Raw genomic sequence first — 13,729 nt, forward strand, 5'->3', positions numbered from 1 at the left:
CTCCGCCCCAGCACCTCCGAGGAGCACACCCGACATGACGCTCGCCCAGCCCGACCGCGAGATCTGGTTTCTCACCGGAAGCCAGGCCCTCTACGGCGACGACACCCTGGCTCAGGTCGCCGACCAGTCCCGCGCCATCTGCGACACCCTCGCCGGGCAGCCCCGGATGACCGTCCGCCTGGTGTGGAAGCCGGTCCTCACCGACGCGGCCGCCATCCGCGCGATCTGCCTGGAGGCCAACGCCGACGACCGCTGCATCGGCCTTATCGCCTGGATGCACACCTTCTCCCCGGCCAAGATGTGGATCGCCGGCCTCGACGCCCTGAGCAAGCCCCTGCTCCACCTGCACACCCAGGCCAACCGCCAACTGCCCTGGTCCACCATCGACATGGACTTCATGAACCTGAACCAGGCCGCCCACGGTGACCGCGAGTTCGGCTTCGTCCAGACCCGCCTCGGTGTCCCGCGCAAGACCGTGGCGGGCCACGTCTCCACCCCCGAGGTCGTCGACCGCATCGCCGGTTGGGCGCGCGCCGCCGTCGGCCGCTCCGAACTCACCACCCTCAAACTCGCCAGGTTCGGCGACAACATGCGCGACGTCGCCGTCACCGAGGGCGACAAGGTCGAGGCGCAGCTGCGGTTCGGGGTCTCGGTCAACACGTACGGCGTCAACGACCTCGTCGCCGTGATCGACGCCACAGACGAGGACACCGTCACCGCCCTCGTCAAGGAGTACCAGGACCTCTACGCCCTCACGCCCGAGCTGCGCCCCGGCGGCGAGCGCCACGAATCCCTGCGCTACGCCGCCCGCATCGAAGCCGGTCTGCGCACCTTCCTCACGGAAGGCGGGTTCCGCGCCTTCACCACCAACTTCGAGGACCTCGGCGGCCTGCGCCAGCTGCCCGGCCTCGCCGTGCAGCGCCTGATGGCGGACGGCTACGGTTTCGGCGGCGAAGGGGACTGGAAGACCTCCACACTGCTGCGCGCGCTGAAGGCGATGGCCCACGGCCTGCCCGGCGGCACCTCCTTCATGGAGGACTACACCTACGACCTCACACCAGGCCAGGAACTCATCCTCGGCGCCCATATGCTGGAGGTCTGCCCCTCCCTTACGACGGCCACGCCCAGCTGCGAGATCCACGCGCTCGGGATCGGCGGACGCGAGGAACCGGTCCGACTCGTCTTCGACGCGGATCCCGGTCCGGCCGTCGTCGTCGGTCTCGCCGACATGGGCGACCGGTTCCGCCTCGTCGCCAACCACGTCGACGTCGTCGCCCCGCCCGAGCCGCTGCCCAAGCTCCCCGTCGCCCGGGCCGTCTGGCGCCCCCGTCCCGACCTGCGCACTTCCACCGAGGCCTGGCTGACGGCCGGAGCACCGCACCACACAGTCCTGACGACCGCTCTCGGCGCCGAGGAGCTCGACGACCTCGCCGAGATGCTGCGGACCGAACTCGCCGTCATCGACGAGGGCACCACGGTCCGGACCTTCACGCGCGAGCTGCGCTGGAACCAGGCGTACCACCGTCTGGCCCAGAGCCTGTGAGCACCCCCGCCACCCCATCCACCCCCACGAGGACGGAGCCCTCCGTGAGCACCGCCGTCTCCAAGGAACTGCGCCGGGAGGTGCTGGAGGCCAACCTCCGCATCCCCCGGGCCGGTCTGGCCACCCTCACCTGGGGCAACGTGAGCGGAGTGGACCGACAAGCCGGCGTCTTCGTCATCAAGCCCTCGGGCGTGGCCTACGACGTGCTGAGCGAGGAGGACCTGGTCGTCGTCTCCCTGTCCGACGGAAGCGTCATGGAGGGCCACCTGCGACCGTCCACCGACACGGAGACGCACCGGAGCCTCTACCTGGCCTTCCCCTCCATCGGAGGCGTGACCCACACGCACTCCACCCATGCCGTCGCCTTCGCCCAGGCCCGTCGTCCGATACCGGTGCTCGGCACGACCCACGCGGACACCTTCAACGGTCCCGTCCCCGTCACCGCGGCTCTCACCCCCCAGCAGTGCGCCATGGGCTACGAGTACAACACCGGCCAGGTCATCGTGGACCTGCTGGGCCGTGACGACTCCCGGGCCCGCGAGGTCCCCGGTGCCCTGGTCGCCCACCACGGCCCCTTCACCTGGGGCGCCGACGCCACCGCATCCCTGGAGCACGCCATCATCTGCGAGGCGGTGGCCGAGATGGCCCTCCACACCATCGCCCTGGGCACGGTCGAGCCTCCGCAGCACCTCCTGGACCGCCACTTCACACGCAAGCACGGCCCGGACGCCTACTACGGCAACCCTTCCTCCGCCTGATAGCACCGAGGGGAGCCAGGATCATCCTGGCTCCCCTCCATGGTGTGCCGCAGCGTGTCAGGTGCGGGTCCAGCGCTGGTTGCCGCTGTTCCAGCAGGAGTAGAGCTGGATCAGCGTGCCGTTGGCGGTGCCGTTGGCAGCGGCGTCGAGGCAGAGGCCGGACTGGACGCCGACGATGGATCCGTCGGAGTCGAGGCGCCACTTCTGGTTGTCGCCGCCCCAGCAGCTGTAGATCTGGACCTTGGCGCCGTTGCCTGTGCCGGCGGCGTCCAGGCACTTGTCGCCGTAGACCCTGATCTCACCCGCGGCGGTGTGGGTCCACTGCTGGTTGGTGCGGTTGTTGCAGTCCCACAGCTGGACCTGGGTGCCGTCGGTGGTGACGGCACCGGGTACGTCCAGGCAGCGGCCCGAGGCGACTCCCTTGATCGGTCCGGAGCCGGGGGAGGGGGTCGGAGTGGGGTTGGGGTTGGGGGAGACGGAGTTGAGCGCGTTGAGGACGGAGGAGTAGGCGGGCTTCTTGCTGCCGTCGCCGTTGAAGAGCAGCGGCGTGTGCTCGGCTCGCCAGGAGTCGGTGTCGCGCACACCCCAGACGGTGATGCCGAGGCAGCGCGGGACGGCCAGGCAGTCGTTGGTCACGTTGGCGTAGGTCGTGCCCGAGGCGCCCTGGATGTCGAGTTCGGTGATGGCCACGTCGACGCCGAGGGCCGCGAAGCTCTGGAGGGTGGTGCGGAAGTTGCTGTTGTAGGGGCTGTCGTTGTTGAAGTGCGACTGGAAGCCGACGCAGTCGATGGGCACGCCGCGCTGCTTGAAGTCCTTGACCATGGCGTACATGGCCTGGGTCTTGGCCCACGTCCAGTTCTCGACGTTGTAGTCGTTGTAGCAGAGCTTGGCGGCCGGGTCGGCGGCACGTGCGGTGCGGAAGGCGACCTCGATCCAGTCGTTGCCGGTGCGCTGCAGGTTGGAGTCGCGCCGGGCTCCCGAGGTGCCGTCGACGAAGGCCTCGTTCACGACGTCCCACTGGCCGATCTTGCCCTTGTAGTGGGCCATCACGCCGTTGATGTGGTTGTTCATGGCCTGGCGCAGCGCGCTGCCGCCGAGGTTCTGCATCCAGGCGGGCTGCTGGGAGTGCCAGGCCAGGGTGTGGCCCCGTATCCGCTTGCCGTTCTGCACCGCCCAGTTGTAGACGCGGTCGCCGGCGGTGAAGTCGAACCGGCCCTGCTGGGGTTCGGTGGCGTCGATCTTCATCTCGTTCTCGGCGGTCACCGAGTTGAACTCGCGGTTCGCGATCGTCGTGTACGTCGAGTCACCGAGCCTGCCCGAGGCGATGGCGGTGCCGAAGTACCGGCCGCTCTGCGCCGCCGCGCTGCCGAGCGTGCTCTCGGCGGCGTGTGAGGGCAGCGGCGCCACCAGCACGGTGGCGGAACCGAGGACGCCGACGATCAGCGCCGCGCCGAGGCCACCTATTTTCCGGCGGACGGTGGACGGGGGAGTGGCATGTGAACGCATGGCTGGACCTCCAGTACGGAAATCACGGATGGATGCGAGCGCGGCGGAAAGATTCCGCGAGGGTGATGTCCGCGTGCGTGGAAAAGGACGCGGACCATCAGGGCGCGATGATGCGAGGCCGGCGCCGCGACATGCAGGTCAAGGGGCGGTGGCGTCCTCGGGATTCAGTCTGGAAACACTGCAGGAACATGTCAAGTGTTTCGGAGATGTTTCGGGAATGCGGCCCGAGAATGGGGCCTTTGAGGCCTCTCGAAAGGGTCCTTCAAGGAATGTCGAGAGCGCCATGACGAAGTAGTCCCTATCGAAAGTATTTCGATAGGGACTGCTTCGTTCATAAGCGAGTTCTTGCTTCGGTTCACATTTCCGGGTCGTCGATGCCCGTCGCCCCGGAGGCCCGGCGCGGGTACGCGATGTCGAACCACGTGAAGTGGGCGTGGTTCGTGGACGGGTGGCCGTGGGAGGTGGCGTAGAGGCCGAGCTGGACGCTGGTGAACAGCGGCGTGAGGAACGTGGCTGCGACGGTGGCCAGGTCCTGCCAGGTGCCGTCCGGCGCCGCGTGGGCGAAGGTGTGGCTGAAGCCCCGGACGCGCACTCCCAGGCGAACGGGCCCCGGGGGACGGGAGCGCCGGCCAGGACCTCGGGCCCGTGGCGGAGGACGAGCCCTTCCTCGGTGCGAAGGAAGAGGAGGTGGGTGTCGTCGTCGAGGACTACGGCGAGGCCGGCCTGTTCATCGGGTGCGGCGGGGGTGAAGCGCAGTTCGGTGGAGACGTCGCAGTCCGGCTGTTCCTGCGGGCGGACCAGGAGGGAGGGGACGGTGCGTTCGCCGAGGCGTTCGGGGCGGAGCTGGAGGCGTATCCCGTCGCCGGTGGTCCAGAACGACGCGCGTGGGGTGCGCAGGGTGCTCCAGTCGGTGGAGAGCGCGGCGAAGTCGTCCTGGAGACGGCGCCGGGGGCTCGTGTGGTCGACAGGGGAGAAGACCGGCCAGCCGTCGTTCCAGGTGACCCTGCTGAGGAAGGTCTCGCGTCCGATGGCGGAGCCCGGGCGGACGCCCAGGAGGACGGCCCGCCAGTCGCCGTCCGAGGTCTGCACGAGGTCGGCGTGCCCGGTGCAGGTCACGGGGCCCGTGGCGGGAGGCAGCACAGGGTTGTCGGGGGCGCCCTCGTACGGGCCGGTCACGTGGTCGGCGAGGGCGGCCACCACGCTGTGGTCCACGTCGGTACCGCCCTCCGCGGTGAGCAGGAGATAGGTACTGTCGATCTTGTAGATGTGCGGAGCCTCCGACCAGCGGGCACCCGGTCGGCTTCCCGACCACAGGACGTACTCGGGTCCCGTGAGCCGTCGTTCGCGGGGAAGGTACTCACGCATCCAGATCTCGGTGCGGCCGGCGGCCTCGTCCAGCACACGGGCGGCGGTGAACCAGGCCCGGCCGTCGCCGTCCGGCCCGTCGTCGAAGAACAGCGACGGGTCGAAGCCCTCTCCTTCCAGCCAGTACGGTTCCGACCAGGGCCCGGCCGGGTCGGCCGCCGTGACGGCGAAATGTCCGGGGCCGTCCATCAGCGTGCAGACGAGGTGAAAGAGCCCGTCATGGTGGCGGATCGTCGGCGCGAACAGGCCGCGGGAGGGCTCGCACCCGTCGAGATCGAGCTGGGACGGCCGGTCCAGCGCGGAGCCGAGACGTCGCCAGTTCACGAGATCGCGGCTGTGGAACACGGGAAGCCCCGGGAACCACTCGAAGCTGGACGTCACCAGGTAGTAGTCCGCCCCCACCCGGCAGACGGACGGGTCGGGCCGGAACCCGGGCAGCACGGGATCCCCGAAGGGCGTGGTCACGGCACCGGGACGATCTCGACCGGCACGGACAGCACCCGCTCGGCCGCCGGGTGACGTACGGGGCCGTGCAGGGTGAAGGAGCCCTGGAGCGGGAGGTCGCCGCTGGACCGTCCGACGGCCACGCCGATCTCTCCGGGCTCCACTCTCCTGCGCAGGTCGACCCCGGTGAAGGAAGTCCGGTCGGCGTGGACGGAGAAGGTGATCCGCGCGGCCTCGCCTGGCCGCAGCTCTACCCTGCCGAATCCGGCGAGCCATCGCCTCGGTCGCACGACGGACGCCTCGGGGTCCGAGAGGTAGAGCTGGACCACCTCGGTCCCGGCCACCTCGCCGACGTTGCGTACGGTGACCGCGACGGAGACGGCTCCGTCCGTCGGGGCGACGGGATCCACGGAGAGATCCGAGCAGGTGAAGCTGGTCCAGCTCAGCCCGTGCCCGAACGGGAACAGCGGAGTCGGGTCCACCGAGCTCCAGTCGGTGTGCCCGCCCAACGTGGAGTGCAGGTAGGTGCCGGGCTGTCCCCCGGCCTGGCGGGGGATGGAGACGGGGAGCCGCCCGGATGGCTCCGCGGCCCCGCTGATGATCCGGGCCAGCGCCGTTCCGCCCTCCTCGCCGGGGAAGAAGGCCTGGACGACGGCCGCCGCGCGCTCCGCCAGCGAGCCGAGCGCGTAGGGGCGTCCGGAGACGAGGACCAGGACGGTCGGCACCCCGGAGTCCAGCACAGCGGAGGCGAGTGCGGCCTGGTCGCCGGGCAGGTCGAGGGTCTCGGCGTCACAGCCCTCTCCCGAGGTGCCCCGGCCGAACATGCCCGCCCGGTCGCCGAGTACCAGCACGTTCACCTCCGGATCCTCCGCGGTGACCGTGAACCCGGCAGAGGTGAGTGCCTCGTCGAGCGTCGGGATCTCCAGCCCTGGGGCGCCGGGCAGCGCCACGTGGTTGGGGAAGGAGTAGCAGCCGAGGAACGAGTGGGGGTCGTCGGCGTACGGCCCGCTGACCGCGACCCGGCACGGACGCAGCGGCAGGATGCCGTCGTTGGCGAGCAGCACGGTGGACCGCTCGGCCAGGAGCCTGGCCAGTGCCCGGTTCTCCGGCGGGTCGAGGTCGACCGGTACGGGTTTGACGGGTTCCCAGTCGGGGTCGAGCAGACCGAGTTCGGCCTTCTGCAGCAGGACCCGCTCCGCGGCCCGGTCGACGAGCTCCTCGGGTACGTCTCCCGACCGTACGAGCGCGGTCAGCGGCTCGCCGTAGCAGCGTGCCGTGGGCAGCTCGACGTCGATTCCGGCGGTCAACGCCAGCGCGCCGGCCGCGCCGCGCGACCCCGCGACGCCGTGCCGGCTCTCCAGGAAGGAGACGGAGTAGTAGTCGGCGACGACGACGCCGCCGAAACCGAGCTCGTCCCTGAGCAGTCCGGTCAGCAGGCGTTCGTCGGCGGCGACCGGGACGCCGTCCACGTCGGTGTAGCTGTTCATCACCGACCGGGCGCCTCCCTCGCGCAGCGCCCGTACGAAGGGCTCGACCAGCACGTCGGCGAACTCGCGCGGCCCCGAGGCGACGGGGGCCATGTTCCGGCCGCCGCGCGAGGCCGAGTAACCGGCGAAATGCTTGAGCGTCGCCACGATGCCGGCGCCTTCCAGGCCCTGCACGTACGCGGTGCCGATCGCTCCGACGAGATAGGGGTCCTCACCGATGCACTCCTCGGTCCTGCCCCACCGGTAGTCGCGGACCACGTCGAGCACCGGAGCCAGCCCCTGGTGGACGCCGACCCGCCGCATCCCCTCGCCGATGGCGACGGCCATCCGGCGTATGAGCGCGGAATCGAAGGACGCGCCCCAGGCGAGCGGCCCGGGGAAGACCGTGGCCCCGAGGGTCATGAACCCGGTCAGGCACTCCTCGTGAGCGAGGGCCGGGATGCCGAACCGGCCGGCCTCGGTCACCTGCCGCTGAAGTGAGGCGAGCCGCTCCATCCCGGCTTCCGCCGTGATCGGCGCGGTTCCGTACACCCGGGTGAGCTGGCCGAGACCGTGCTCGATGATGTCGTCGAGGCCCGGCGCCGGTTCGCCGGAATCGTCCTCCATCGGTGCGACGGGCGCTCCGGGATTCGAGGGCAGGGCCCAGAAGCCGGCCAGTTGCCCCGCCTTCTCCTCCAGCGTCATCCGGCCCAGCAGGTCGGCGACTCGTACGGAAGCGGGCAGGAGGGGGTCACGCCAAGGCTCGGTCACGGGGTTCTCCTAGAGGCGGGGCGGGGCGGTGGAGACCCGGACCTTGAGTTCGGTCGAGAGCTCCATCCGGGGGCTGACCAGGGGCTGGTCCTCCAGAAGCTGGAACAGGGCGCGGGCGGCGAGCCGACCCATCTCCTCCAGCGGCTGACGCACCGTCGTCAGCGGCGGTGACAGCCATTCACACATCGGCAGGTCGTCGAAACCGACCACACTGAGGTCCTGAGGGATGCTCAGTCCGGCCTGGCGGGCGGCCTCGTAGACGCCCATCGCCTGCTGGTCGCTGCCCGCGAAGACGGCGGTCGGCGGATCGGGGAGGGCGAGCAGCTCCTGGGCGCACCGGAATCCGCCTTCGTGCTGGAAGTCGCCGAACCGGATCAGGTCGCGGTCGACCTCGATCCCGGCCCGCTCCAGAGCGGCCCGGTAGCCGTCGATGCGGGCCTGGCTGCAGAGCATCTCCTTGCGCCCGCCGATCGCGGCGATCCGGCGGTGCCCCAACTCCAGCAGGTGTTCGGTGGCCGCGAGTCCGCCGGCCCAGTTCGTCGCGCCGATGCTCGGCACGCCGTTGTCCGGCAGGTCGATCGGGTCGATGACGACCAGCGCCACCCCGCCCCGCTCGACCTGGGCGCGCTGCGCCTCGGTGACCGAGGCGGTGACGAGGATGACGCCGTCGCTGTGGTGCATGACCGGCAGCGCGGACCAGCTCGACGGTGTGGCCTCGCCCGGCGGGACGAGCGACACGACGGTGCCGACGCCCCGCTGGGCGCACTCGGCCTCGACGCCGCGCAGGATCTCCACCGCCCAGGCACTGTCCAGACCGCCGATGATCAGGTCGACGAGGCCTGATCTGCGGGCCCTGTTCTGCCGGCCGGGCTGGAGGTAGTTGTGGGCCCGCAGCAGGCCCTCGATCCGCTCGCGGGTCGCGGGCGCGACGTCGGAACGGCCGTTGATCACCTTGGAGACGGTGGCCTGGGAGACCCCTGCCTCCGCGGCGATGACCGCCAGAGTCGCACGCTGCTCGCTCAACTTCTCTCCTCCTCGATGCCGTCGGTCGACGACAGTTATCGCAAACTTTCGAAGAGTTTCTGGGCGGCGCGACGGCTTGTCAAGCCCGGAGTGCCGGGAGATTTCTCAGAGAAATCGGTGAGAAGTCTTGACCGTGCCGCCTGACGTTCCTAGTTTGTGGCACCACGGAATTCGAGAGTATTTCGAAAAAGTTTCGAGACCACGACCGGCACGAACCCGGCAACGGCTCGGCATCGAACCCGGCATCCCGCTCACGGAGGTCCCATGGCCAGCACCACCCCGAGCCGACGCAGCTTCCTGGCGCTCGCGGGCTTGACCACCCTGTCCGTCGCCCTGACCGCGGCCTGCGGGGCCGACGAGTCGGGCGGCAACCTGTCGGCCGACGGCAAGATGACGTTCGAGTGGTGGAACATCGCCACGACGGAACCGGGCAAGTCCCTCTTCCCGCAGATCTCCACGGCGTTCACGACCGCCCACCCGAACATCGCGATCAACACGACCTCGTTGGAGAACGAGGCGTTCAAGTCCAAGCTGACCGCCACCACGTCCTCGGGCAAGCTCCCCGACGTCTACCAGACCTGGGGCGGCGGCGTGCTCCAGCAGCAGGTCGACGCGGGGCTCGTCGAGGACCTCACCGACCTCCTCGACTGGTCGTCCCAGCTCACCCCGGTCTCGCTCCAGGCCTACCAGATCGGGGGCCGCACCTACGGAGTGCCGTACGACATCGGCATGGTCGGCTTCTGGTACAACAAGAAGCTCTTCGCCAAGGCCGGGATCACCGCTCCGCCGGTCACCTGGGCCGCGTTCCTCGACGACGTGAAGAAGCTCAAGGCGGCGGGCATCACCCCGATCGCCCTCGCCGGCAAGGAGAAGTGGCCGGGCCACTACTACTGGGCCTACCTCGCGATGCGCGTCGCCGGCCTCCCCGCCCTGCAGAAGGCCGCGACCACCAAGGACTTCACGGGCGCCGGCTTCGTCCAGGCGGGCGCCCACCTCAAGGAGCTCGTCGACCTCCAGCCGTTCCAGCAGGGTTTCCTCGGCGCCGGCTACGCCACCCCGGGCGGCCAGGCCGCGACCGTGGGCAACGGCAAGGCCGCCATGGAGCTGATGGGACAGTGGGGACCGTCGGTGCAGAAGGACGCGGGCGCCGACCTCGGAGCGGACCTGGGCTTCTTCCCGTTCCCGACGGTCGACGGCGGTGTGGGGCAGGCCACCGAGGTGTTCGGCGGCGGCGGTGGCTTCGCGCTGCGCAAGGGCGCTCCGAAGGAGGCGCTGGACTTCCTGAAGTTCTTCGTCCTGGAGAACGAGTCCAAGCTGCTGGCCTCCAACGGCTACCTCCCGGTGGTCAAGGGCGCGGAGAGCCAACTCACCGACGCCAACAAGAAGGTGGTGGCCGAGAGCCTGGTCAAGGCGACGGGCTTCCAGCTCTTCCTCGACCAGGCGTACCCGCCCGCGGTCGGCCAGGAGGTCAACGACAGCGTCGCCGACCTCATAGCGGGCAAGAAGACGCCCGAGCAGGTCACCGCGTCGATCACCGAGGCTGCGAAGAGTGCCTAGCTCACTGTCCACCCTGGCAAAGGAACGGACGGAGGAGTCCGTGGCGGTGCCCCCGCCGCCACCGGCCCGGTCACGCCTGAGCCGGTGGGGGGCCTGGGCATCGGTCGCGTGGTTCCTCGTCCCTGCCCTGGTCCTCTTCCTCGTCTTCGTCCTCGCCCCGATCGTCGTCGCCGTCTGGACCGGCTTCTTCAAATGGGGCGGAATCGGCCCCATGGACGACTTCGTCGGCTTCGCGAACTACACCAAGCTCTTCGACGACCAGGTCTTCCTCGGCGATCTGTGGCGCGGACTGTACCTGATCGTCCTATCGATCACGGTGCAGCTGCCGTTCGCCCTGTTCACCGCGGTCCTGCTCAACCAGAGGCTCCGCGGCCGGGCCGTCTACCGGATGCTGTTCTTCGCGCCCTACATCCTGTCCGAGGTGGTCACGGCGGTCCTCTTCACGATGATCTTCCTGCCCGGCGCCGGCATGGCCGACCACCTCGCCGGCCTCCTGGGCCTGGAGGGCTTGCAGGGCAAGTGGCTCGCCGATCCCTCGACCGTCATGCCGACCCTGTTCGTCGTCATGATCTGGAAGTACTTCGGTTTCCACATGATGCTGTTCCTCGCCGGACTGCAGAGCATCCCGTCCGAGATCCTCGAGGCCGCCTCCATCGACGGCGCCGGCGCCTGGCAGCGCTTCCGGCACATCACGCTGCCGCTGCTCGGACCGACGATCCGGATCAGCGTCTTCCTGTCGATCATCGGGTCCATCCAGCTCTTCGACCTCGTCTGGGTCATGACCGCGGGCGGGCCCAACCACTCCTCGGAGACGATGGCGATCGCGATGTTCCAGTTCGGGTTCAAGCGGTACCAGGTCGGCTACGCCAGTGCGATCAGTGTGGTGCTGTTCATGATCAGCCTCGTCTTCTCGCTCTTCTACCAGCGTTACGTGCTCCGCCGGGATCTGAGCGGGGCCGTCACCTCGGGAGGTGGCCGATGAACGCCCGTCGGACGGTACGCGGCCTTTCGCTGCACGCCGTGGTCTGGCTGATCGCCGCTTTCGTCGCCGTACCGCTGCTCTACGCGGTGATCTCCGGTTTCAAGAGCACCGCGGAACTGACGACGAATCCGTTCGGGCTGCCGCAGCAGTGGAAGATCGCCAACTACATCGGAATTCTTGGCGACGGAATGTTCTGGCGGCAGATCGCCAACAGCGCGGGCATCGCGATCGGCACGACCGTCTGCACGGTGGTGGCCTCCGCGATGGCGGCGTTCGTGCTGGCCCGTTATGCCTTCCGGGGCAGGGAGTTGTTCTATACGCTTTTCACGATCGGGCTGATGTTCCCGTTCGCAGTGGCCGTTCTGCCGCTCTTCCTCATGCTGCGCACCTTCGGCCTGCTCGACAACCCGCTCGGGGTGATCCTGCCGCAGGCGGCTTTCGGGCTCCCCATGACGATCGTGATCCTGCGCGGTTTCTTCCGGACCATCCCGGCGGAGATCGAGGAGGCCGCCACCATGGACGGCTGCGGCAAGTTCCGCTTCTTCTGGAAGATCCTGCTGCCGATGGCGCGTCCGGCGCTCGGTACGGTCTCGGTGCTCGCGGTCGTCGCGAGCTGGAACAACTTCTTCCTTCCACTGCTGGTGTTCAGCGACCCGAAGTGGCAGACGATCCCGGTCGGCGTCCAGCAGTTCCAGGGCCAGTACTCGACGGACTTCGCGCTCGTCCTCGCCTACATCGTGCTCGCCATGGTCCCCGCCCTCGCCTTCTACGCCGTCGCCGAGCGCCAGCTGATCGGCGGCCTCACCGCCGGCGCGACCAAGGGCTGACCCGTACCGCGCGGCCAGGGGCTGACCCGTCCGCGCGACCTCCACCCCCGAGGAGACTCCGTGAAACGCCTGACCGCTCTGACAGCCGTCGTAGTGTTAGCGCTAACAACACAGGTCGCCGCCGCCGTCCCCGCGCCGTCGGCAGCCGGCCCCGCCCGCCCCGCCATCGACTTCCGGGCCGCACTCCAGCCCATCGACGGATTCGGCTTCTCCATGGCCTTCCAGCGGGCCGACCTGCTGCACGGCGCGCGCGGCCTCAGCCCCGCCAAGCAGCGCGAGGTGCTCGACCTGCTGCTCAGCAAGGAGAAGGGCGCCGGCCTGTCGATCCTGCGCCTGGGCATCGGGTCGTCGACCGACCGGGTCTACGACCACATGCCGACGATCCTGCCGACCGACCCGGGCGGCCCGGACGCCACACCGACGTACGTCTGGGACGGCTGGGACGGCGGCCAGGTCTGGCTCGCCAAGGAGGCCAAGGCGTACGGCGTCGAGCGGTTCTTCGCCGACGCCTGGAGCGCGCCGGCCTTCATGAAGACCAACGGCAGCGAGAACGACGGCGGCGAGCTCCTGCCCGCATGGCGTCAGGCCTACGCGAACTACCTCGTCCAGTACGCGAAGTTCTACGAGCGCGAAGGCATCGACATCACCGACCTCGGGTTCACCAACGAACCCGACTGGACGGCGACCTACGCCTCGATGCGCTTCACGCCCCAGCAGGCCGTCGACTTCCTCAAGGTGCTCGGGCCGACCGTCCGCGCCTCCGGACTGAAGACCGGGGTGGTCTGCTGCGACGCCGCGGGCTGGGACCGCCAGGTCGCCTACACCGAGGCCATCGAGGCGGACCCGGAGGCAGACAAGGCCGTGCGGACCGTCACCGGCCACCGCTACAGCGGCCCCACCACGGTCCCGCAGCCGACCGACAAGCACGTGTGGATGTCCGAGTGGTCGCCGGACGGCACCACCTGGAACGAGAACTGGGACGACGGCAGCGGCTACGACGGCCTCACCGTCGTGGCCGACATCCAGAACACCCTGACCGTCGGCAACGCCAACGCCTACGTCTACTGGACCGGCGCGTCCCTCAACGCGACCCGCGGACTCATCCAGCTCGCCGACCCCGGTGACGACTACCGGGTGTCCAAGCGGTACTGGGCACTGGCCGCCTTCAGCCGGTTCATCCGCCCCGACGCCGTCCGCGTGCCGGTCACGAACGCCGACCCGGCCCTGAGTGTCACGGCCTTCCGCAACACCGACGGCAGCCGCGTGATCGAGATCCTCAACACCGCGACCACCGAGAAGTCCGCCGAGTTCGCCCTCCGCGGTGGCCACGACCGGCACCCCGAGGGCTACGTCACCGACGAGACCCGCTCGATCACCCCGGCCGACGTCGCCTCCGCGCACGGTACGACCCTCACGGCCACGCTCGCCCCGCGCGCGCTGACCACGATCGTCCTCGACTGAAACGACGGACCCCCTCCGAGGAGTCA

10 protein-coding genes are annotated in these 13,729 nt (G+C 69.5%); 6 read left to right on the forward strand and 4 right to left on the reverse strand.

The window, feature by feature from the left end:
• Positions 1–34: 34 nt before the first annotated feature.
• Entirely contained in the window at positions 35–1,543 is a 1,509-nt protein-coding gene (gene araA, locus OG357_RS36300; protein ID WP_329625148.1) for an L-arabinose isomerase, read from the forward strand.
• 44 nt (positions 1,544–1,587) lie between these two features.
• Positions 1,588–2,301, forward strand: coding sequence for an L-ribulose-5-phosphate 4-epimerase AraD (araD, locus tag OG357_RS36305; protein ID WP_329625149.1), 714 nt, complete (start codon positions 1,588–1,590; stop codon positions 2,299–2,301).
• Positions 2,302–2,358: 57 nt separating this feature from the next.
• Here araD and OG357_RS36310 read toward each other — a convergent pair whose 3' ends face one another.
• From OG357_RS36310 to OG357_RS36325, 4 genes are all read right to left on the reverse strand, one after another.
• The gene (locus tag OG357_RS36310; RefSeq protein ID WP_329625150.1) at positions 2,359–3,807 is read right to left on the reverse strand and encodes an endo-1,4-beta-xylanase; all 1,449 of its coding nucleotides are present in this window, start codon (positions 3,805–3,807) and stop codon (positions 2,359–2,361) included.
• A 138-nt stretch (positions 3,808–3,945) separates the two neighbouring features.
• On the reverse strand, positions 3,946–5,637 hold the full coding sequence (locus OG357_RS36315) for a glycoside hydrolase family 43 protein (protein WP_329625151.1): 1,692 nt from the start codon (positions 5,635–5,637) through the stop codon (positions 3,946–3,948).
• Positions 5,634–7,853: a beta-glucosidase gene (locus OG357_RS36320; protein WP_329625152.1), complete on the reverse strand. Its 2,220-nt coding sequence runs from the start codon at positions 7,851–7,853 to the stop codon at positions 5,634–5,636. Before OG357_RS36320 ends, OG357_RS36315 begins: the two co-directional genes overlap by 4 nt.
• A 9-nt stretch (positions 7,854–7,862) precedes the next feature.
• Entirely contained in the window at positions 7,863–8,876 is a 1,014-nt protein-coding gene (locus tag OG357_RS36325) for a LacI family DNA-binding transcriptional regulator (RefSeq protein WP_314614121.1), read from the reverse strand.
• 264 nt (positions 8,877–9,140) lie between these two features.
• Between OG357_RS36325 and OG357_RS36330 the strand changes: the two genes are divergently transcribed.
• From OG357_RS36330 to OG357_RS36345, 4 genes are read left to right on the forward strand one after another with little or no spacing between them, the layout of a single operon-like run.
• On the forward strand, positions 9,141–10,433 hold the full coding sequence (locus tag OG357_RS36330) for an extracellular solute-binding protein (protein WP_329625153.1): 1,293 nt from the start codon (positions 9,141–9,143) through the stop codon (positions 10,431–10,433).
• Positions 10,426–11,415 (forward strand): carbohydrate ABC transporter permease, encoded by a 990-nt coding sequence (locus OG357_RS36335; RefSeq protein ID WP_443066779.1) that lies wholly within the window; start codon positions 10,426–10,428, stop codon positions 11,413–11,415. Before OG357_RS36330 ends, OG357_RS36335 begins: the two co-directional genes overlap by 8 nt.
• The gene (locus OG357_RS36340; RefSeq protein WP_314614118.1) at positions 11,412–12,242 is read left to right on the forward strand and encodes a carbohydrate ABC transporter permease; all 831 of its coding nucleotides are present in this window, start codon (positions 11,412–11,414) and stop codon (positions 12,240–12,242) included. The genes OG357_RS36335 and OG357_RS36340 overlap by 4 nt, the downstream gene beginning before the upstream one ends.
• Before the next feature lie 60 nt (positions 12,243–12,302).
• Positions 12,303–13,703: a glycoside hydrolase family 30 protein gene (locus tag OG357_RS36345; RefSeq protein ID WP_329625154.1), complete on the forward strand. Its 1,401-nt coding sequence runs from the start codon at positions 12,303–12,305 to the stop codon at positions 13,701–13,703.
• The last annotated feature ends 26 nt before the right edge of the window (positions 13,704–13,729 follow it).

The organism is Streptomyces sp. NBC_01255 (assembly GCF_036226445.1).
Taxonomy (GTDB): Bacteria; Actinomycetota; Actinomycetes; order Streptomycetales; family Streptomycetaceae; genus Streptomyces.